The organism is Psychromarinibacter halotolerans (assembly GCF_029168315.1).
Classification (GTDB): domain Bacteria; phylum Pseudomonadota; class Alphaproteobacteria; order Rhodobacterales; family Rhodobacteraceae; genus Psychromarinibacter; species Psychromarinibacter halotolerans.
Genome location: NZ_JARGYD010000001.1, coordinates 698,288 through 717,362, shown reverse-complemented (window position 1 = coordinate 717,362; position 19,075 = coordinate 698,288). Strand labels below are relative to the sequence as shown.

Here is a 19,075-nt window from a genome sequence, read left to right as displayed (position 1 = left end):
GCAAGGTAACCTGCCAGAAACGCGAAACTGGACAGACGCTTTCCGGTGCGGGTTTGGGGGAGGAGCATATGTCGGCGAACCTGCTGATCATGGGAATTGGCAACGTCCTGTGGGCGGACGAGGGCTTTGGCGTGCGCTGCGTCGAGCACATCGCGCGCCACTGGTCGCTGCCGGACGGGGTGACGCTTTTGGATGGGGGGACGCAGGGGCTGTACCTGCTGCCGTTCCTCGAAGCCGCCGACACGCTGATCGTCTTCGACGCCGTGGACTACGGGCTCGAACCCGGGACTCTCAAGATCGTCGAAGGAGACGAGGTGCCGCGCTTCATGGGCGCCAAGAAGATGTCGCTGCACCAGACCGGCTTTCAGGACGTGATCGCCACGGCGCAGTTGATGGGGTACTGCCCCGAGACCCTGCTGCTGATCGGCTGTCAGCCGGAAGAGCTGGAAGACTACGGCGGCGGGTTGCGCGACGTGGTTGCGGCCCAGATCGAGCCGGCCGTTCATGTCGCCCTGACGCGGCTTGCGCAGATGGGGTTCGTGGCGCGGCCCGGACGCACGCAAAGCGACCTGCTGGCCGATCCGTCGATCATGCAGGACGCCTATGAGGCCGGACGCCCGGCAGAGGACGAGGCGTGCCGCATCGGGGACGACCGTTTCTTCCCGCGCGAGGCTTAAGCGGATGTGCGTCGGAATCCCCATGCAAATCATCGCGATCGACGGGATCGCCGCCACGGTCGGCGAGGGGGCCGAGCGCCAGCTTGTCGATCTTTCGCTGACCCCCGAGGCGCGGGTGGGCGACTGGATCCTGACGTTTCTCGGGTCTGCGCGCGACGTGATTTCCGCCGACGAGGCGGCAAAGATCTCTGCCGCGCTCGACGGGTTGCGCGCGGTCATGCAGGGCGGCGACGCAGGCGCGGCCTTTGCAGATATCGAACAGCGCGGGCCGCAGTTGCCCCCGCATCTTCAGGCCGCGCTGGACGCGGGCCAGACCACCGGTTGAAGAGGAGCAAACGATGGACCACCCCCTGATCACAAGGCTGATCACAGAGTTCGGCTATCCGAACCTTGTCACGCCGGAAGACGTGGCCGCCTTCACCGGCGCGCCGGGCGATCATGTTGTCTTCGTGCCCGGCGACGTGCGCCGGAACCTTGAGACCCCGGATGTCGCGGTGATCCTGCCGGAACTGCGCCAGGCGTTTCAGGGCCGGTTCGACTGTGCCGTCGCGGGCGACGCGGTCGAGGAAGCGGTGCGCGAGGCCGCGAAGGTGTTCAAGACGCCCAGCCTGATCTTCTACCGCGAAGGTCAGGTCATCGGCGGGATCCCGAAGGTGCGGGATTGGACCGAATACGTCGAGCGTATCGGCCAGATCCTCGCGCTTCCCGTCGCCGCCGAATAGGGACAGGCCTTGTCCTGTTCCTCCGCATAGTTTCTCAAGGACATGTCGATGACCAACCCTTTCATGATGCCGCCGACCGGGTTCGGCCCGGGCTCGCAACCGCTGGACCAGCAGGACGAGGCGCTGGAATACATGCCCATGCCGCAGGACATGCGCACCTATGCCCCCCGCATCCCCGATATCGAGGGACGCGGCGAGGATAACCTTTCGCCGGCTCTCGACCTGCTGCGCGAGGTTGCCGAGGCAGCCGCGCGGATCGCGAAGGAGGGCGGGTCGGCGCTGTTCGATCTTGGGCCGCTGGACGCGCCCAACCGCGCCCTGATCGCCGAGACGCTGGGCAGCGGTGAAGTCGCCGCCAAGGTGCGCGGCATTCCTGCGATTGCGGTGCAGGAAAGCGTCTTCGCCGGGATCTGGACGCTGAAAAGCGCCGGGGCCGAGCAGATCGAGGTGGCTGGCAGCCCCGTTTGCCTGTCGTCGGACCCGTTCCGCCCGCATCGCGCCGCCGGGGGGCAATCCACCCCGCTGGCCGCCGGTGTGGTCAACGCGCCGCCGCTTCTGGTGGAGCTGACCGACAAATCCGCAGGCTTCGACGCGAAGGCGCCGCTGCATGTCATCAACCTGTCGCTGCTGCCCCACACCGAGGAAGACCTTGTCTGGCTGGACGCGGCAGTGGGCGAAGGCGCGGTGACGATCCTGTCGCGCGGCTATGGCAATTGCCGCATCACCGCGACGGCGCTGCCGCATGTCTGGCGGGTGCAGTTCTTCAATTCGCAGGACACGCTGATCCTTGATACGTTCGAGGTCACGACCGTGCCCGAGGTGGCCTGTGCCGCCCCCGAGGACTTGGCCGACAGCGGCAAGCGGCTGGTGCAGGTGCTGGAGGCGATCCGATGAACGGCGGTTTCGAGGGCAGCTTTCTGGGCGCTTCCGACAAGATCAGCGCGCAGGCGATCATGGAGTGCAAGATCTGCTGGACCCCCTACGATCCCGCCGAGGGCGACGATTACCGGCAGGTCGATCCCGGCACGGCCTTTGTCGATCTGCCGCACGACTGGTCCTGCCCCAATTGCAGCGCGCCCAAGGAACAGTTCATGGTGCTGGAAGACCCCGGCGCGCATGAGGTGGCCGAGGCGGCGCGGCTGGACAGTCTGACCGGCCCGCTGGTGGCCGAGTTCCGCGAAATCTGGCACGCCAAGATGCGCGATGTGCCGATGGTGAACAAGCTTCTGACCGTCGAGGCCGTCGGCTTTCGCATGGTCGACGGACGCCCGCTGGGCGTGCTGATCTCGCCGTGGTTCATGAACCTGATCCAGCTTCCGGGCGAGGGCGAAGACTGGTCGGATCTTGTTGCGGGCGACAAGGAACTGATCGCGTTTCCCTCGGGCGAGTACGAATTCATTCACAACACCCGTGACATGATCGGCGGGTACAAGGCGTGTTCGCTGTTCTCGCCGATGGGGGATTTCCGCACCCAGATGCAGGCGCAGGACGTCGCGCGTGCGGTCATGGTGGCGCTGTTCGACGAGCAGAACCGCGCAGACAGCGACCGCGCCGCCGACATCCGCGCGCAGCGCGAGGCCGAGCTGGCCGAGGCAGAGGCAGAGGATGCGGCTCCGGTCCTGACCGATGCGCCCACGCGCCGCAGCGTCATCACCGGCGGCATGGCGGCCCCGGACTAAGCGATGCAGGGGGTGGCCGCATATCCCGCGCTGCGCGTCCGGTCGGCACCGCCGCTGCCTGTCGCGCAGTTGATCCTTGGCAAGCCGGTGGAAGAGGCCGCAGACCTTCTGCCGCGCCTGTTCAACCTGTGCCGCGAGGCGCAGGGAACGGCGGCGCGAGCGGCCTTTGGTTTGCCACCGAACCCCGACTGGGCCGAGGCCTTGCGGCGCGAGATCATTCGCGAACACGTTGTGAAACTTTGTCTCAAGTGGCCCGGTCTGCTGTCGATGCCGTCGCTTGCCTTGCCGCGTGACTGGCAGGCGGGCGGCCCCGACCTGCGCGCGGCGCTTTTCGGGGTGGCGGGGCGGATGCCCCGGACGCCGTCAGAGTTCCGCACCTTCCTTGCGGTGCCGCACGGCGCGGCGCCGGTCCTGTCGGCAATCGCGCAGCTATTCGCCCGGGGCGAAGCGTGCCGCCCGGTTCTGGACCACGCCACGACCGACAGCGTCTTTCACCCCGGCGCGCAAGAGAACTCTGTCGCCGCGCGGCAGGCGGGTCATCCGGTTCTGCGCGGGATCGAAACCGATCTGGGCCGTGGGCCGCTTTGGTCGGCCGTGGCGGTGGCCTATGACCTAGAGGCGTGCCTGAACGGCGATCTGGCGCCGGCCTACCTTGGCGCGGGCCGGGCCGTCGTGCCTGCGGCGCGCGGGTATTACGGCGTGTCCGCACGGGTCGAAGCGGGGCGGGTTGCCGCTTTCGACCGGATCACGCCAACCGACCACCTGCTGGCCGAGGGCGGCGCGTTGCAACACGCGCTTGCGACATTGCCAACGCACCGGGCGGCGGCGCTTGGCCCGCTGCTGCTGGCGATCCTTGATCCTTGTATTCCGGTCTCGCTTGAGCCCGCGCAGCAAAGGGAGCCGGCCCATGCATGAGATGTCGCTGTGCGAAGGGATGCGCCGGGTGATCGAGGATCAGGCCCGCATCCACAAGGTCGCCAGCATCAAGCGTGTGCGTGTCGAGATCGGCCGTTTCGCCGGGGTCGAACCCAAGGCGCTGCACTTTGCCTTTGACGTGGTGATGCGCGGGTCGGTCGCCGAGGGGGCAGAGCTTGTCACGCTCGACCTGCCGGGGCGGGCGATCTGCTATGACTGCATGAAAGAGGTGGAGATCGAAGACCGCCTCGACCCGTGCCCTGAGTGCGGTGGCGGAAAGCTGATGCCGCAGGGCGGAGATGAAATGAGAATCAAGGATCTGGAGGTCGCCTGACATGTGTACAGTTTGCGGATGCGGGGACGGGGAGACGAAGGTGCACGGCCATGCGCACGTGCATGGACATGGGCACGCGCATAGCCACGACCTTGCCCACGGCCACGATCACCATCATCATCACCACCATCACTACGGTCAGGGTCCGGCAGGCACCGAGGTGCCCGGCATGTCGCAAGAGCGGCTGATCGAGATCGAGACCGGCATTCTTGCCAAGAACGACCGCTACGCCGCCGACAACCGCGCGGTCCTTGCCGCGCGTGGCATTCTGGCCGTCAACCTCGTCTCTTCGCCGGGGTCGGGCAAGACAACGCTGTTGTGCAAGACGATCGAGGCGTTGGGCGACATGCCGCTTGGCGTGATCGAAGGCGACCAGCAAACCCAGAACGATGCCGACCGCATCCGCGCCACCGGCGTGCAGGCGGTGCAGGTCAACACCGGCAAGGGCTGTCATCTGGACGGGCACATGGTCGGTCACGCGATGGAACATCTGGACCTTGCACAAGGCAGCATCCTGTTCATCGAGAATGTCGGCAATCTGGTGTGCCCGGCGGCCTTCGATCTGGGCGAGGACGGCAAGGTCGCGATCCTGTCGGTCACCGAAGGCGAGGACAAGCCGCTGAAATACCCCGATATGTTCACCGCAGCCCGTCTTGCCATCCTGAACAAGATCGATCTTGCGCCGCATTGCGACGTCGACCTTAATCTGTACGAGACGAACCTGCGGCGGGTGAACCCGGGGATCGAGATCCTGCGCGTCTCGGCCCGGACGGGGCAGGGGATGGACGGCTGGATCGACTGGCTGCGCCGGCATCTTTCCGACAAATCCACCCCAAGGGCGGCGGAATGACGATCCTTCCGACCCTCTTGCTCGTCGACGACGAAGAGCATTCGCTGGCCGCCATGCGCATGGCGCTGGAAGATGACTTCGAATGCCTGACCGCGTCCAGCGCGGACGAGGCGATGCGGCTGATGGAAGAGAATTTCGTTCAGGCGATCTTTTGCGACCACCGCATGCCGGGCAAGACCGGGGTCGAGTTCCTGGGCGAGGTCCGGGAAAGATGGCCCGAGACCGTCCGCATCATCATCACCGGGTACACCGAAACCAACGACATGATCGCCGCGATCAACGACGCGGGGATCTACCAGTTCGTGACGAAGCCTTGGCATCCCGATCAGTTGATCATGGCGGCCAAGAACGCGGCCCAGCTGTTCCAGCTTAGCCGCGATCACGACCGGCTTTCGCTGGAAATGCGGTTCATGGGCAAGTCGGTCGAGAACAAGGTCGAGTCGCGCCGCCGGACCTTGCGCGAAGGGTTCGGTTTCGAGCGGATCCTGCGGTCGGCCAACTCGCCGATGAACGCCACGGTCGAACTGGCCCGTCAGGTGGCAAGCTTCGACGTGCCGGTCCTTCTGACCGGCGAGGCGGGCACCGGCAAGGACGTGATGGCGCGCGCGATGCACTATGCCTCGCTGCGGTCGGACCATTCGTTCTACGAGATCAACTGCGCCGGGCTGCCCGACGACGTTCTGATGGTCGAGTTGCTGGGGGCCAAGAAGGGCGCCGTCACCAACGCGCCCAGCAACCGCATCGGTCTTCTGCAAAAGGCTTCGCGCGGGACGCTGTTTCTGAACGGGGTCGATACGCTTAGCCCGCAGATGCAGTTGATCCTGCTGCGCGTGGCGACGGAAGGCAGCTTCGAACCCGTCGGCGGGACCGAGACGCTGACCACCGACACGCGCCTTATGGCGGGCAGCCACAGCGACCTGTCCGCCGAAATCGCCGAAGGTCGGTTCCGCAAGGATCTGTTCTATGCGCTGGCGGTGACCGAGCTGTCCTTGCCGCCGCTGCGCGGGCGCATGGCGGACCTAGAGGTTCTGACCCGGCACATGCTGGACGATCTGGCCGCCGAACACAGCAAGCCGGTCAGGGGGCTGTCCAATCTCGCGCTGGAATTTCTGGGCAACTACGAATGGCCCGGCAACCTGCCGGAACTGGGCAACGAACTGACCCGTATGCTGATCCTTGCGCAAGAACCGGAACTGGGGCCAGAGCTGATCTCGCGCCACATCCTGCAGGCCGACCCCTCGGTGACGGCGCGGCCCGATGCGCGCGAGACCGATGTGCTGGCGTCCGAAGGCACGCTGAAGGATCGGGTCGAGGCGATCGAGGCGCGTATCCTGCGCGAAACGCTTACCCGCCTGAAATGGAACAAAAGCCGCGCCGCCGAAGAACTGGGGCTAAGCCGGGTCGGGTTGCGCTCGAAGCTTGACCGCTATGGCGTCAAGCAGCCGGGCAAGACCAGCCGTGTCGAAGAGGAGGAGTAAGCCATGTGTCTGGGTATACCGGGACAAATCGTCGAGATCACCGATCCCGACCGGCTGATGGCGATGGCCGATATTTCGGGCGTCAGACGGGAAGTCTCGGTCGCCTGCGTGGCGCCGGCCGATCTGGCCGATCTGGTGGGAGAATGGGCGCTGATCCACGTGGGCTTTGCCATGAGCGTGATCGACGCCGAAGAGGCCGCGAAGACCCTTGAGGCGCTGCGCGGGCTGGGCGAGGCGCAGGAAACGCTGGACGCGATGGCCGAAGGCACCGCGTCGCTTCAGATGACGGGCCCCGGCCCGAGGGAGGGCGCGCTATGAGATACGTCGAGGAATTTCGCGATCCGGTGGCGGCCAAGGGTGTGCTGCGCGCCATTGCCGACGTGGTGGACCAGATCGGGGCGACGCGGGACAACCCGGTGCACATCATGGAAATCTGCGGCGGACACACGCACGCGATCTTCCGCTACGGGCTTGACCGGCTGACACCGCCGGGCATCGAGTTCATACACGGGCCGGGCTGCCCGGTTTGCGTGCTTCCCATGAGCCGGATCGACGAATGCGTCGACATCGCCCAGCGTCCCGAGGTGATCTTTACCACCTTCGGCGATGCGATGCGGGTGCCGGGGACCCGGAAATCGCTGCTTCAGGCAAAGGCCGACGGCGCGGACATCCGCATGGTCTATTCCCCGCTGGACGCGTTGGAGATCGCCCGCCGCAACCCGGACCGTCAGGTCGTGTTCTTCGGGCTGGGGTTCGAGACGACGACCCCCTCGACCGCGCTCAGCATCCAGCAGGCGGCGCGGGACGGGCTTTCCAACTTCAGCGTCTTCTGCAACCACATCACCGTGCCGCCGCCGATCAAGGCGTTGCTGGACGACCCCCACATGATCCTCAACGGCTTTGTCGGGCCGGGGCATGTGTCGATGGTCATCGGCACGCATCCCTACGACTTCATCGCGCAGGACTATGGCAAGCCGATCGTCGTGGCCGGGTTCGAGCCGCTGGACCTGCTGCAATCGGTGCTGATGGTGCTGCACCAGATCCGCGATGGCCGGGCCGAGGTCGAGAACCAATACGCCCGCGTCGTGCCGGAACACGGCAACCCGGTCTCGCTTGCGGCGATCGCCGATGTCTACGAACCGCGCCCGTCCTTCGAATGGCGCGGGCTGGGCGAGATCGACGCCAGCGGCCTGCGGATCCGCGATGCCTATAAGGCGTTCGACGCGGAAGAGAAATTCGGCGTCGGCTACGGCGCCGGGCCGCGCAGCGTGTCAGAACCCGAAGGCTGTGCCTGCGGGCAGGTCATGACCGGCCGGATCAAACCGACGCAATGTCCGCAATACGGAACCGGATGCACCCCCGAGATGCCGCTTGGGGCGCTTATGGTCAGTTCCGAGGGCGCTTGCGCGGCCTATTACCAATACGGCGCCACGGACGGGCTGGAGGCTGCGGAATGACAATGGAACGCCCCATCAAGCCCGCGCGCCTGCGCGGCGACCGCGTGACGATGGCGCACGGCGGCGGCGGCAAGGCGATGCGCGACCTGATCGAAGAGATCTTCACCGACGTCTTCGCGCCCCCCGGAACCGAGGATCAGGCGCGTCTGACGGCGCAGGCCCTGACCGAACCCGGGGCGCAACTGGCCTTCACCACCGACAGTTTCGTGGTTTCTCCGCCCGAGTTCCCGGGCGGCGATATCGGCAAGATCGCGGTCTGCGGCACGGTTAACGATCTGGCGGTCGGCGGGGCAAGACCGCTTTGGCTGTCGGCGGCGTTCATCATCGAGGAAGGCTGCGAATTCGACCTGCTGCGCCGCATCGTCGCCTCGATGCAGGCAGAGGCGGACAAGGCCGGGGTGCGCATCGTGACCGGGGACACCAAGGTGGTCGAGCGCGGATCGGCGGACAAGGTGTTCGTCACCACCTCGGGCGTGGGCGTGATCCCGGCCGGGCGCGATCTTCAGGCCGCCAACATCCGGCCCGGTGACATCGCGCTGGTCAACGGCGTTCTGGGCGATCACGGCGCGACCATTTTGGCGGCGCGGGGCGACATGGCGCTGACCACCGATATCCGCTCGGACTGTCAAAGCCTGAACGCGCTGATCGAGGCGGTGGTGGCCGCCGCTCCGGGCACCCGCGCCGCACGCGACGCCACCCGCGGCGGGCTGGCCTCGGCGCTGAACGAAATGGCGGAAGCCGCCGGCGTCGGCATCGAAGTCGCCGAAAGCGATCTGCCGCTGCGCGCCGAGGTGAAGGGCGTGTGCGAGGTGCTCGGGCTGGACCCGCTCTACCTTGCGAACGAAGGCACGCTGGTGCTGTTCGTTCCCGAAGCCGAAGCGCAGGCCGCTCTGGACGCCATGCGCGCCACCGAGGCCGGACGGAACGCCGCCATCATCGGCAAAGCCACCGCCGGCCCCTCTGGCCGCGTCACGATGAGAACCCTGTTCGGAGGCCAGCGCCTTGTGGACACACTGGTCGGAGAGCAACTTCCACGGATCTGCTGAGCGAGGGGGGGCGGGACCGGTCGGGCCACTGATCGGCACGTCGAAGGGCGGCGTGGACCAGGGGCAGTCCCGGGCAGCCCTTCTGGTAGAGCTGCGCGAGGCCGCGCGCCGTGCCGCCGAGACCCGGATCGGCCTGATGGCGGCATCCGGAGCGCTGCGCCGGCTTCGAGAGGACCGGCGCGGCCCGATGCTCGCCTCAGCCGAACGCGCCTTCGCGCGCATGACCGGCGGGGAATGGCCGCGGCTGGAGGCGCAGCCGACGGGGGCGGGCGAGCGGCTCGTCGGCATCCGCGACGACCAGCCGGTCGCCGCCGAGGCCATGTCCACCGGCAAGCGCGGCCAACTCTACCTGGCGCTGCGGGTGGCCGGCCTTGCCGATTTCACTGCCCGCTACGGCGCGCTACCGTTCCTGACCGACGACATCCTCGAAACCTTCGACGACACCCGCGCGGCCGCCGCCCTGTCTCTGACCGCGGAGATGGGGCGGACCGGACAGGCGATCATGTTCACCCATCACCGCCTCCTAGTCGACCTGGGGAGCGAGGTGATTCCTGACCTGCATGTCGTTGAAATGGAGTGAGTTGGTTGCTGATGAAACAGACGTTTTCCTTCCCCCTCCTGATTACGCTGATAGAGTGCAATTCAGAATAGGAGTCCATTGATGTCGCAGAGCTTTTTCGACGCCCCAATTCTGAATTCGCCCTACCGAGTTCCGGAGCGGAATTGGGAATTGGACAAGGATGGTCGTCCGACCGACCGCATCATCGAGCGGCGAAGAAAGTCAGATCTGATCTCGGCCATGCCAGGAGCGAAGGCGAAGGCTGGCAAACAGACGAGCCTGACTTTCGATGATCTTTCGACGGGGGACGTTGATTACAACCCGACACCCTACATCAACGAATTGCGGGATGCCGTCGACACTTGGCGCAACCTGCCCAACCCGGCGCAATGGCGCGTTTCTCCCGTCACCCAGAGGCTCTTGCAGCATTGGCGGTCGATTCAGGTAGATGAAACTGTACCGATCCGGCCCTTTTTCTGTCAGCTTGAAGCAGTAGAGGTCGCGATCTGGCTATCCGAGGTGGCCCCGAAGGACGGCAAGCGCGGTAAGCGTTTCCTCGAATGGCTGAAAGCGTCGAATGCGGCGGCCAATCCGGACCTGTTCCGTATCGCGCTCAAACTCGCAACCGGGGCAGGCAAAACCACGGTCATGGCCATGCTGATGGCTTGGCAGGTTCTCAATGCCGCGCGCTCACCGTCATCCAAGAGCTTCGGGAAGGGCTTCCTGATTGTCGCGCCGGGAATAACGATCCGTGATCGCCTGCGTGTTCTCAAGCCTTCGGAGCCGGATAATTACTATAGTCGCCTTAATCTGGTTCCGTCCGATCTGATGACGGACATGCAGACTGCGAAGATCGTCATCACGAATTATCATGCCTTCAAGCTCCGCGAGAAGGTGACCCTTGCCAAGGGAACACGGGCCGCGCTTTCCGGCCATGGCAACGGTCCGCAGACGCTCGAAACCGAAGGTCAGATGCTCGCCCGAGTGATGCCCGAACTCATGTCCTCCGGCCCGATTACAGTGATCAATGATGAGGCGCATCACTGTTATCGAGAACGTCCTGACGCGGACCAGGAGAAGTTGACCGGAGATGCGAAGAAAGAGGCTGAAGAAAACAGCGAAGCGGCGAGGCTCTGGATCTCGGGCCTCGAGGCGGCCAAGCGCCATCTGGGCATACGGACTGTCTATGATCTGTCCGCGACACCCTTTTTCCTGTCAGGTTCCGGTTGGGTGGAGGGCACGCTCTTCCCCTGGGTGGCCAGCGACTTCTCTCTCATGGACGCCATCGAATGCGGGATCGTGAAGCTGCCTCGAGTCCCGGTCGCTGACAACGTCGCAGGTCAGCCAGAACCGCTCTATCGCAACCTCTGGAGGGCCATCGGGAAAAAGATGCCCAAGAAGGCGCGCGGCGAAAAGAAGCCTGACCCTCTGAAGCTGCCTCTGGAACTACAAACGGCCATCGACGCGCTCTACGGCCACTACGAGAAGACCTACCGAGAATGGGAAAAAGCGGAGGTCGGCATTCCTCCGGTTTTCATCGTGGTCTGCAACAACACCACAAATTCAGAACTCGTCCGTGACTACATTGCGGGGTTCGAACGTGAGGACGAGAACGGAGTCATCGACACCGTTCAGGGTCGCTGTTCGCTCTTTCGTAACTACGCCGACGGCGGCGAGCGCCTCGACCGGCCGCGCACGATCCTGATCGATAGCTCCGCCATCGAATCCGGCGGCGAGGTCGACAAGGGCTTCCGCGAGGCCCATGCCGCCGAGATTGAGGCCTTTCGCCGCGAAAAGGCCGCGCGCGGCGAAGGCACGGACCAGATCGACGAGTCCGAAATCCTGCGCGAGGTGATGAACACAGTCGGCAAGAAAGGGAAGCTCGGCGAACAGGTGCGCTGCGTTGTGTCCGTCTCCATGTTGACCGAAGGCTGGGACGCCAACAACGTCACCCACATTCTGGGCCTGCGAGCTTTCGGCACGCGGCTTATCTGCGAACAGGTCGTCGGTCGCGCCCTGCGCCGCCTATCATACGATGTGAACGAAGAGGGGCTCTTCACCACCGAATACGCCGACATCATGGGCATTGATGGGCTCAACTTTTCTGACGGACCTCGCGTCGCACCGCCCACACCGCCGCGCGAGGTCGTGCAGGTCCGTGCTGTCTCGCCCGAGCGCGACCACCTCGAGATTGTTTTCCCACGGGTCGAGGGCTACCGGACAGACCTGCCCAACGACACGCTTGCCGTCGATTTCTCCAAGGTCGAACCCTACGAGTTGACCCCGGCCAAGGCCGGAGCGACCGAGGTCACCATGCAGGGCATCGTCGGGGAACCAGCCCACATTACGCTCGCGCATCTCGGCCAGATGCGACCATCCGAGATCGCGACTAAGATCGCCTCGCACCTGGTCATGCACAAGCTCCGCGACGCAGGCGAGGCACCGAAGACCCACCTTTTCCCGCGCGCCAAACGCATCGTGCGTCAGTGGCTCGACAGTGACCGCCTGATCCTCTCCGGCGGCACCCAGAAGGCGCAACTGACCTACAAGCAGATCGCCGACGAGGTCTGCGATACGATCCTTCACGCCCTCACGGTCGGTCGCGAGGGCGATGCCGTCATTCGCGCCGTTCTGGAGCCCTATAGCCCCATCGGGTCGACCATGGACGTCTCCTTCAACACCTCCAAGGCCACGCGGTTCTGGCCACGACCTGACCGGTCGCACATCAACTGGATTGTCACCGACAGCGACTGGGAGGCGAAGCTCGCAAAGGTCATCGAGGACCACCCGATGACCCGGGCCTACGGCAAGAACCATAACCTTGGTTTCGAAATTCCCTACCTCGTGGAGGGCGAGCCCAAACACTACCGCCCCGATTTCCTGGTCGCGCTGGACACACTCGAACCCACCACCCTGATCATCGAGGCCAAGGGCTTCCGCGATGCCAAGGACCGGCTGAAGGCCGAGACGACGCGACACCAGTGGGTGCCCGGCGTCAACACGCTCGGCCGATACGGTCGCTGGGCCTATGCAGAGCTTCTCGACCCCTACCGCTACGCCGAGGATCTCGACCGGCTGATCGGAGAGACCGTCGGGGTGCCTGCATGACGGATATCAAGTTCGGCCGCCTCGAAGACCTGCCTCTGCGCGAAGCCTGGAAGCACGAGGCTCTCCAGTTCACCCCGTGGCTAGCCGAGAATATCGAACACCTCTCCGAGGCCATCGGCGTCCAACTCGATCTGGCCGGCACCGAGGTCGCTGTCGAGACCTTCTCGGCCGACATCCTGGCACGCGACCTCGACGGCAACGTCGTCCTGATCGAGAACCAGCTGGAGCAGACCGACCATACTCATCTGGGCCAGATCATGACTTACCTCGCGGGCCTGGAGGCGCAGACCGTCATCTGGATCGCGCCCGCGTTCCGCGAACCGCACCTGTCTGCAATTCGCTGGCTGAACGAACATACCTCGGACGGCTTCTCATTCTTCGCGATCAAGGCTCGTGTCGTCCGTATCGGCGACAGCCCCTACGCGCCGATCTTCGAGGTGATCGAGAAGCCATCTGCATGGGAGAGGTCGCTGACCCAGACCCGGAAGGATGCAGAGACGGGAAAGGATGCGTTCAGCGACGTGAGAACCGCGTTCTGGACCCGATATCTCGAACGCCACCCCGAGGCCGAAGCCGAAGGTATCAAGGTCCAACGCGGCTGGAACGGATATACTCGACTGGCAGATGGCGACGTTCTGATATCGGTTTGGATCGGCGAAAGGACTGCCGGCATCTACGTCCGCGGCGGCTGGGGCGATCGAAAGCACGCGGCGGCGGATCGGCTTGAGTCCTACGCCGACATCCTGGCGCGGAAACTCGGCTTCGAAAGCTATAAGCCAGAGCCCAACGGGCACCTGTTCGGAGAACGCTTCCCGAAATCCTATCAAGACGAAAACAACTGGCCCGAGATCATCGACTGGATGGAAGAGCGTCGAAAGCTCTACGTCGCGGCGATCTCGGAAGCCCTCGAGGCAGAGCAATGACCGACAAGAAGACCCAGATCGACCCAATCACCCACGACGACCAGCGCGTGAACATCCCCACGCCGGAACTCGCGCCCATGATGAACCCGGACGATGCCCGGCCCATCAAGGTCGCCTACGAACAGCGCAACCCGGATCTCGACCCGCAGCTGATCTGGCGTGGCAAGGACATCGACCAGACCGAGATCACCGTCGACGCGCCACCGATCTACCTGCAGGAACAGGTCCACCCCAAGGCGATCATCGAGGATCTGCGGGCAGGGGGCCAGCGCAACGGGCAGGGCGGTGGCTCGGACCTCTTCGACCATTTCGGCATCACCGATGACGACCGCGAGGCGGAGATCGAGTTCTACCGCCATCACCGCAAGTGGTCGAACCGGATGATCCTGGGCGACGGGCTGCAGGTCATGGCGTCGCTGGCCGAGCGCGAGGGGCTCAAGGGGCAGGTGCAGGCGATCTATATCGACCCGCCCTATGGCATCAAGTTCAACTCCAACTTCCAGTGGTCCACCACCTCGCGCGATGTGAAGGACGGCAAGCTGGAGCATCTGACCCGCGAGCCCGAGCAGGTGAAGGCCTTTCGCGACACCTGGCGCGACGGCATCCATTCCTACCTGCAATACCTGCGCGACCGTCTGGTGGTGGCGCGGGAGCTGCTGACCGAGAGCGGGTCCTGCTTCGTCCAGATCGGAGACGAGAACGTCCACCGGGTGCGGGCGCTGATGGATGAGGTGTTCGGGGAAGACAATTTTGTGGTCATGATTAACTACGTGACCACGAGTGGTTTCCCGAGCAAAGCGTTGACTCGGGTGGGTGACCACATCGTTTGGTATGCCAAAAATGCTGACAAGCTCAAATACCGGCAACTCTACGAAATGAAAGGTGCTGGTGATGATAGTGCCAAGGAATACAAATGGCTCTTCATGCCGGATGGCACTACCCGAAACCTTGAACCAGAGGAATACAGCGGTCAGAAACCCATTCCGGAAGGTGGAAAGCGCTGGCGGTACGGCCCTCTAACGTCTTCCGGAGCGTCGGAATCCGGCACCGTAGATTACTATCACGAAGGCCGGGTGTTTCATCCCGGAAAAGGCAATCATTGGAAAGTGACAACACGCGGCCTGGACACAGTAAAAAAGTCAGGGCTTTTGATCGCAAGACGCAATAGCATTGCATACTATCTTTTTGCAGAAAATTATCCTGTGAAGCCAATTACCAACAATTGGGGGGACACGAAATGGGGCTTCGATGCGGCATCCAAGATGTATGTCGTTCAAACGAACACCAAGATCGTTGAGAAGTGCCTACTGATGACCTCCGACCCCGGTGACCTCGTGCTCGATCCCACCTGCGGCTCGGGCACCACGGCCACCGTAGCCGAGCAATGGGGGCGGCGCTGGATCACCATCGACACCTCCCGCGTGGCCCTCGCGCTCGCCCGCGCGCGGATCATGGGCGCGAGATACCCCTGGTATCTGCTCAAGGATTCCGACGCCGGGCAGAAGAAGGAGGCCGAGGTCACCCGCTCTGCCCCCTCGACCGCAGATACCTACAACGACATCCGCCACGGCTTCGTCTACCAGCGCGTGCCGCACATCACGCTGAAAAGCATCGCCAACAACACCGAGATCGACACGATCTGGGACCAGATGCAGCCCGCCGTCGAAGAGGCCCGCGCCGCGCTCAACGCCGCCCTGCAGGGCCATGCGACACCCTTCGAGGTCGAGACCGGCGGCCGCAAGGGCAAGAAGATCGACTTCACCGCCAGCGGAGAGGTCGAACTGCCCAGCGGAGAGATGGCCCCGGCGAACGGCTTCATGGAATGGGAGATCCCGCGCGAGGCGCCGGACGATTGGCCCGACGCGGCCAAGACGGCGTTGCACGCGTTCTGGGAGGCCCGCATCGCCCGCCAGAAGGAGATCGACGCCAGCATCGCCGCAAAGGCCGATCACGAATACCTCTACGACAAGCCCTACGAGGACAAGAAGCGCGTCCGCGTCGCCGGCCCCTTCACCGTCGAAAGCCTCTCGCCCCACCGCACCCAGGCGGTCAACGAACATGGCGAGCTGATTGACGAGCACGACGCCGCCGCTGGCCGCCGCGGCGCAGGGGAGCAGGAGGCCGAGAACTACCGCACCGCGATCCTGGAAAACCTCGCCAAGGCCGGGGTGCAGCAGGCCGGGCGCGAGGACCGCATCGACTTCACCTCGCTCTCCGCCTGGCCCGGCGAATGGCTCGCCGCCGAGGGCCGCTACATGGAGGGTGCAACCGAACGCCGCGCCGGCATCCTCATTGGCCCAGAATACGGCACCCTCCAGCGCGCCGACCTTGTGGCCGCAGCGCGCGAGGCAGCCGATGCAGGGTTCGACCTGGTCATCGCCTGCGCCTTCAACTTCGACGCCCACACCGCCGAGTTCCAGAAGCTGGGCCGCATCACGATCCTGCAAGCCCGCATGAACGCCGACCTGCACATGGCGGGCGACCTGAAGGCCGGCGGCGGCAACCTCTTCGTGGTCTTCGGCGAGCCCGACATCGAAATCGTCGAGGATGGCGACCGGCTGCGCGTGCGCCTCCTGGGCGTCGACATCTTCCGCCCCGCCACGGGCGAGGTGTCGTCCTCGGACCCCGACGAGATCGCCTGCTGGTTCATCGACACCGATTACGACGAGCAGAGCTTCTTCGTCCGCCACGCCTATTTCCCGGGCGCCGAGATCCCGTACAAGCAGCTCAAGACGACGCTGAAGGCCGAGATCGATGAGGAGGCCTGGGAGAGCCTGAAACGGACGGAGTCCCGGGCGTTCGCGCGGCCGAAATCTGGGCGGATCGCGGTGAAGGTGATCAACCACCTCGGGGACGAAGTGATGAAAGTGATTGGGGTGTAGGACATGAGCGGTGGAGGCTATCGCGGCGGTTCCACAGTGTTCCGCGCCGGAAAGAGCTCGAAGAGCCTTCCGAGAGAACGACGTGATCGGATCGAAGACGTTATAGACGACCGTCGGTCAGGTGTGAAACCTGGCGCAAAACGGAAGAAGAAAAAGGCGGCTTTTGGCAATGACGCGCCGGGTTTGCATGTATTGTCAGCCGAGGATCGTAAGAAAGTAATGCAGAAGGTTTCCCGATCCCGTCGGGAGTCGGTGGAACGTGAAAGTGCCCGGTTGCAGAATGAAGAGGAAAAGCGCCGTGAAGCATTCGCCAACTTCGTCAAGTCCGTGAAGGAACGCGGTGATCCATGACCTTCCGCATCGCCGACACCTTCTCCGACGCGCTCACCAAGCTGTCCGGCCAGGAACAGAAGGCCGCCAAGACCGCGGCCTTCGACGCGCAGATGAACCCCGACAACCCGGGCCTGCAGATGCATCGAGTCGAGCGGGCCAAGGACCCACATTTCTGGACTGCGCGGGTGAACCGCGATGTTCGGCTTGTCCTGCACAAGAAGGACGGCGCCACGCTGCTTGCCTGGGTCGGCCACCATGATGACGCCTACCGCTGGGCCGAGCGGCGCAGGATCGACGTGCATCCGAGGACGGGTGCGGCGCAGATCGTCGAAATCCGCGAGACCGTCGAAGACGTTATCATCCAGCGTTACGTCGAGGAGGCCGTGAAGAAACCTCGTCTCTTCGCGGACGAGGACGACGACACTCTGCTGTCCTGGGGGGTGCCCGAGGATTGGCTGGGAACGGTGCGCGATGCCACCGAGGATACAGTGCTGGATATCGCCGGCCACCTTCCCGCCGAGGCCGGTGAGGCACTGTTGCAAGCAGCAACGGGCGAACGGCCCGCGCCTGCGCCCCACGCCGAGGATCCCTACGAGCATCCTGATGCCGTGCGGCGTTTTCGCCTCACGACCACCGAGGCCGATCTCGCCGCCGCGCTTGAGGCGCCGTGGGAGAAGTGGGCCGTCTGGCTGCACCCGGCACAGAAAGAATTCGTGGATCGGGACTTCAACGGCCCAGCCCGAGTGATCGGCTCGGCCGGGACCGGCAAGACGGTCGCTGCCCTACACCGGGCGGCCCGGCTGGCCCGCGAGGATGCCGAGGCGCGCATCCTGCTCACCACGTTCAATCGGCGGCTCGCCGATGGCCTTTCGGCGAAACTGCCCATGCTTCTGCCGGATACGGCAGTTAGAGACCGTGTAACGACCCGCGCGTTGGGGGAACTGGCACACGATCTCTACGTCGAAGCCTTCGGCCCGGTCGAGGAGGCAACAGCCGATGATGTCGCCAAGGCCTTGGCTGGCGCCGCCGCGGCGGCAGATGTGAGCGTGGACCCTGGCTTCCTGCAGGACGAATGGCGTCTCGTCGTCGACGCTTGGGCGGTGGTCGACCGGGATGCATACCGAGATCTGCCGCGCCTAGGCCGGCTCACGCGCATGGCGGCCTCACGCCGGGATGCGCTGTGGGACGTCTTCTCCGATGCGCGCGCCGCGCTTGAGGGCCAGGGCAAGCGAACCCGCGCCCAGATGCTTCACGCTCTCGCGGGGCATTATCGTGGAAGTGCGCCGCGGCCGTTTACCCATGCGGTGGTGGACGAGGCACAAGACATTTCCGTGCCGGAACTGCATTTTCTGGCTGCCATTGCCGGAGAGCGGCCGAACGGCCTGTTCTTCGCCGGCGACATCGGCCAGCGGATCTTTCGTGCGCCATTCCCCTGGAAGGCTGCAGGGGTAGATGTGCGTGGAAGATCGCGCAGCCTGAAGGTCAACTATCGAACGTCGCAACAGATCCGTAGCCAGTCCGACCGGCTGCTGCCCCTCAGCTTGACTGAGGCAGACGGCAACGAGGACCGGCGCACTGGCGTCGTGTCGCTATTCGACGGCCCGACACCGGAAATCGCCGAATTCCCGGATGCTGATGCAGAGATCAAGGCTCTCGCCGGCTGGCTCGCCGGCTTGGCTGAGGAGGGTTTCACAGAGCGAGAGGTTGCGCTCTTGGTTCGCAGCGAGGACGAGCTTCCCCGTGCGAAGGCCGCCCGGGATTCCTTCCAATCGCTGACTGGCGGCGATGAAAGACCGGAAATTCGCATTATGCATGATGCGAAGGGGGCCGAGTATCGCGCCGTAGCAGTCATGGCATGCGACGAAGATGTGATCCCCAAGGAAGATCGCCTTCTCGAAGCGCGAGATGAGGCGATGATCGAGGAAATCATGGCGACGGAACGCCATCTTCTTTATGTTGCCACCACCCGGGCGAGGGAGCGTTTGTGGGTTTCCGGTGCAGGCCGCGTCTCGGAATTCCTCGAAGACCTCGTCTAATTGCCGGTGACCGGTCTGGCGGATGGGATTTCTGCCAGGCCGGCCCGCTTGATTTGCCCATTGTGACAGATAGCAG

At 64.4% G+C, this 19,075-nt stretch carries 18 protein-coding genes; all 18 read left to right on the top strand.

Annotated elements, in window-relative coordinates:
• The first annotated feature begins 68 nt into the window (after positions 1–68).
• Positions 69–677 carry a HyaD/HybD family hydrogenase maturation endopeptidase gene (locus P1K30_RS03415; RefSeq protein ID WP_275631261.1) on the top strand — a complete coding sequence of 203 codons (609 nt, stop codon included), beginning with the start codon at positions 69–71 and terminating at the stop codon, positions 675–677.
• A 4-nt stretch (positions 678–681) separates the two neighbouring features.
• The gene (locus P1K30_RS03410; protein ID WP_275631260.1) at positions 682–1,002 is read left to right on the top strand and encodes a HypC/HybG/HupF family hydrogenase formation chaperone; all 321 of its coding nucleotides are present in this window, start codon (positions 682–684) and stop codon (positions 1,000–1,002) included.
• A 13-nt stretch (positions 1,003–1,015) separates the two neighbouring features.
• Positions 1,016–1,399 carry a thioredoxin domain-containing protein gene (locus P1K30_RS03405; protein WP_275631259.1) on the top strand — a complete coding sequence of 128 codons (384 nt, stop codon included), beginning with the start codon at positions 1,016–1,018 and terminating at the stop codon, positions 1,397–1,399.
• Positions 1,400–1,447: 48 nt separating this feature from the next.
• Complete coding sequence (locus P1K30_RS03400; RefSeq protein ID WP_275631258.1) at positions 1,448–2,293, top strand: hydrogenase expression/formation protein; 846 nt, start codon at positions 1,448–1,450, stop codon at positions 2,291–2,293.
• Entirely contained in the window at positions 2,290–3,078 is a 789-nt protein-coding gene (gene hybE, locus P1K30_RS03395; RefSeq protein ID WP_275631257.1) for a [NiFe]-hydrogenase assembly chaperone HybE, read from the top strand. The genes P1K30_RS03400 and hybE overlap by 4 nt, the downstream gene beginning before the upstream one ends.
• A 12-nt stretch (positions 3,079–3,090) precedes the next feature.
• Entirely contained in the window at positions 3,091–3,993 is a 903-nt protein-coding gene (locus P1K30_RS03390; RefSeq protein ID WP_275631256.1) for a hydrogenase expression/formation protein HupK, read from the top strand.
• A complete protein-coding gene (gene hypA, locus P1K30_RS03385) occupies positions 3,986–4,327 on the top strand; it encodes a hydrogenase maturation nickel metallochaperone HypA (RefSeq protein ID WP_275631255.1) in 342 nt (113 codons plus the stop codon). Before P1K30_RS03390 ends, hypA begins: the two co-directional genes overlap by 8 nt.
• 1 nt (position 4,328) lies before the next feature.
• Positions 4,329–5,177, top strand: a complete 849-nt coding sequence (gene hypB / locus P1K30_RS03380) for a hydrogenase nickel incorporation protein HypB (RefSeq protein WP_275631254.1) — start codon at positions 4,329–4,331, stop codon at positions 5,175–5,177.
• The gene (locus P1K30_RS03375; RefSeq protein WP_275631253.1) at positions 5,174–6,655 is read left to right on the top strand and encodes a sigma-54-dependent transcriptional regulator; all 1,482 of its coding nucleotides are present in this window, start codon (positions 5,174–5,176) and stop codon (positions 6,653–6,655) included. The genes hypB and P1K30_RS03375 overlap by 4 nt, the downstream gene beginning before the upstream one ends.
• 3 nt (positions 6,656–6,658) lie before the next feature.
• Entirely contained in the window at positions 6,659–6,973 is a 315-nt protein-coding gene (locus tag P1K30_RS03370; protein ID WP_275631252.1) for a HypC/HybG/HupF family hydrogenase formation chaperone, read from the top strand.
• Positions 6,970–8,112: a hydrogenase formation protein HypD gene (gene hypD / locus P1K30_RS03365; RefSeq protein WP_275631251.1), complete on the top strand. Its 1,143-nt coding sequence runs from the start codon at positions 6,970–6,972 to the stop codon at positions 8,110–8,112. The genes P1K30_RS03370 and hypD overlap by 4 nt, the downstream gene beginning before the upstream one ends.
• Positions 8,113–8,114: 2 nt before the next feature.
• Positions 8,115–9,158: a hydrogenase expression/formation protein HypE gene (gene hypE / locus P1K30_RS03360; RefSeq protein WP_275631562.1), complete on the top strand. Its 1,044-nt coding sequence runs from the start codon at positions 8,115–8,117 to the stop codon at positions 9,156–9,158.
• A 52-nt stretch (positions 9,159–9,210) separates the two neighbouring features.
• Positions 9,211–9,738, top strand: coding sequence for an ATP-binding protein (locus P1K30_RS03355; RefSeq protein WP_275631250.1), 528 nt, complete (start codon positions 9,211–9,213; stop codon positions 9,736–9,738).
• Positions 9,739–9,819: 81 nt separating this feature from the next.
• Positions 9,820–12,825 carry a BPTD_3080 family restriction endonuclease gene (locus P1K30_RS03350; RefSeq protein ID WP_275631249.1) on the top strand — a complete coding sequence of 1,002 codons (3,006 nt, stop codon included), beginning with the start codon at positions 9,820–9,822 and terminating at the stop codon, positions 12,823–12,825.
• A complete protein-coding gene (locus P1K30_RS03345; protein WP_275631248.1) occupies positions 12,822–13,748 on the top strand; it encodes a hypothetical protein in 927 nt (308 codons plus the stop codon). Before P1K30_RS03350 ends, P1K30_RS03345 begins: the two co-directional genes overlap by 4 nt.
• A complete protein-coding gene (locus tag P1K30_RS03340) occupies positions 13,745–16,630 on the top strand; it encodes a site-specific DNA-methyltransferase (RefSeq protein ID WP_275631247.1) in 2,886 nt (961 codons plus the stop codon). The genes P1K30_RS03345 and P1K30_RS03340 overlap by 4 nt, the downstream gene beginning before the upstream one ends.
• A gap of 3 nt (positions 16,631–16,633) precedes the next feature.
• Positions 16,634–16,981, top strand: a complete 348-nt coding sequence (locus P1K30_RS03335) for a hypothetical protein (protein WP_275631246.1) — start codon at positions 16,634–16,636, stop codon at positions 16,979–16,981.
• Entirely contained in the window at positions 16,978–18,999 is a 2,022-nt protein-coding gene (locus P1K30_RS03330) for a 3'-5' exonuclease (RefSeq protein WP_275631245.1), read from the top strand. The genes P1K30_RS03335 and P1K30_RS03330 overlap by 4 nt, the downstream gene beginning before the upstream one ends.
• Positions 19,000–19,075: the final 76 nt, after the last annotated feature.

What these genes read in the sequence shown, in the direction of transcription:
- P1K30_RS03345 (WP_275631248.1), top strand. Translation starts at nt 12,822, where the DNA reads ATGACGGATATCAAGTTCGGCCGCCTCGAAGACCTGCCTCTGCGCGAA.
- P1K30_RS03415 (WP_275631261.1), top strand. Translation starts at nt 69, where the DNA reads ATGTCGGCGAACCTGCTGATCATGGGAATTGGCAACGTCCTGTGGGCG.
- P1K30_RS03375 (WP_275631253.1), top strand. Translation starts at nt 5,174, where the DNA reads ATGACGATCCTTCCGACCCTCTTGCTCGTCGACGACGAAGAGCATTCG.
- hypD (WP_275631251.1), top strand. Translation starts at nt 6,970, where the DNA reads ATGAGATACGTCGAGGAATTTCGCGATCCGGTGGCGGCCAAGGGTGTG.
- P1K30_RS03370 (WP_275631252.1), top strand. Translation starts at nt 6,659, where the DNA reads ATGTGTCTGGGTATACCGGGACAAATCGTCGAGATCACCGATCCCGAC.
- P1K30_RS03350 (WP_275631249.1), top strand. Translation starts at nt 9,820, where the DNA reads ATGTCGCAGAGCTTTTTCGACGCCCCAATTCTGAATTCGCCCTACCGA.
- hypB (WP_275631254.1), top strand. Translation starts at nt 4,329, where the DNA reads ATGTGTACAGTTTGCGGATGCGGGGACGGGGAGACGAAGGTGCACGGC.
- P1K30_RS03400 (WP_275631258.1), top strand. Translation starts at nt 1,448, where the DNA reads ATGACCAACCCTTTCATGATGCCGCCGACCGGGTTCGGCCCGGGCTCG.
- P1K30_RS03340 (WP_275631247.1), top strand. Translation starts at nt 13,745, where the DNA reads ATGACCGACAAGAAGACCCAGATCGACCCAATCACCCACGACGACCAG.
- P1K30_RS03410 (WP_275631260.1), top strand. Translation starts at nt 682, where the DNA reads ATGTGCGTCGGAATCCCCATGCAAATCATCGCGATCGACGGGATCGCC.
- hypE (WP_275631562.1), top strand. Translation starts at nt 8,115, where the DNA reads ATGGAACGCCCCATCAAGCCCGCGCGCCTGCGCGGCGACCGCGTGACG.
- P1K30_RS03405 (WP_275631259.1), top strand. Translation starts at nt 1,016, where the DNA reads ATGGACCACCCCCTGATCACAAGGCTGATCACAGAGTTCGGCTATCCG.
- P1K30_RS03335 (WP_275631246.1), top strand. Translation starts at nt 16,634, where the DNA reads ATGAGCGGTGGAGGCTATCGCGGCGGTTCCACAGTGTTCCGCGCCGGA.
- hybE (WP_275631257.1), top strand. Translation starts at nt 2,290, where the DNA reads ATGAACGGCGGTTTCGAGGGCAGCTTTCTGGGCGCTTCCGACAAGATC.
- P1K30_RS03330 (WP_275631245.1), top strand. Translation starts at nt 16,978, where the DNA reads ATGACCTTCCGCATCGCCGACACCTTCTCCGACGCGCTCACCAAGCTG.
- hypA (WP_275631255.1), top strand. Translation starts at nt 3,986, where the DNA reads ATGCATGAGATGTCGCTGTGCGAAGGGATGCGCCGGGTGATCGAGGAT.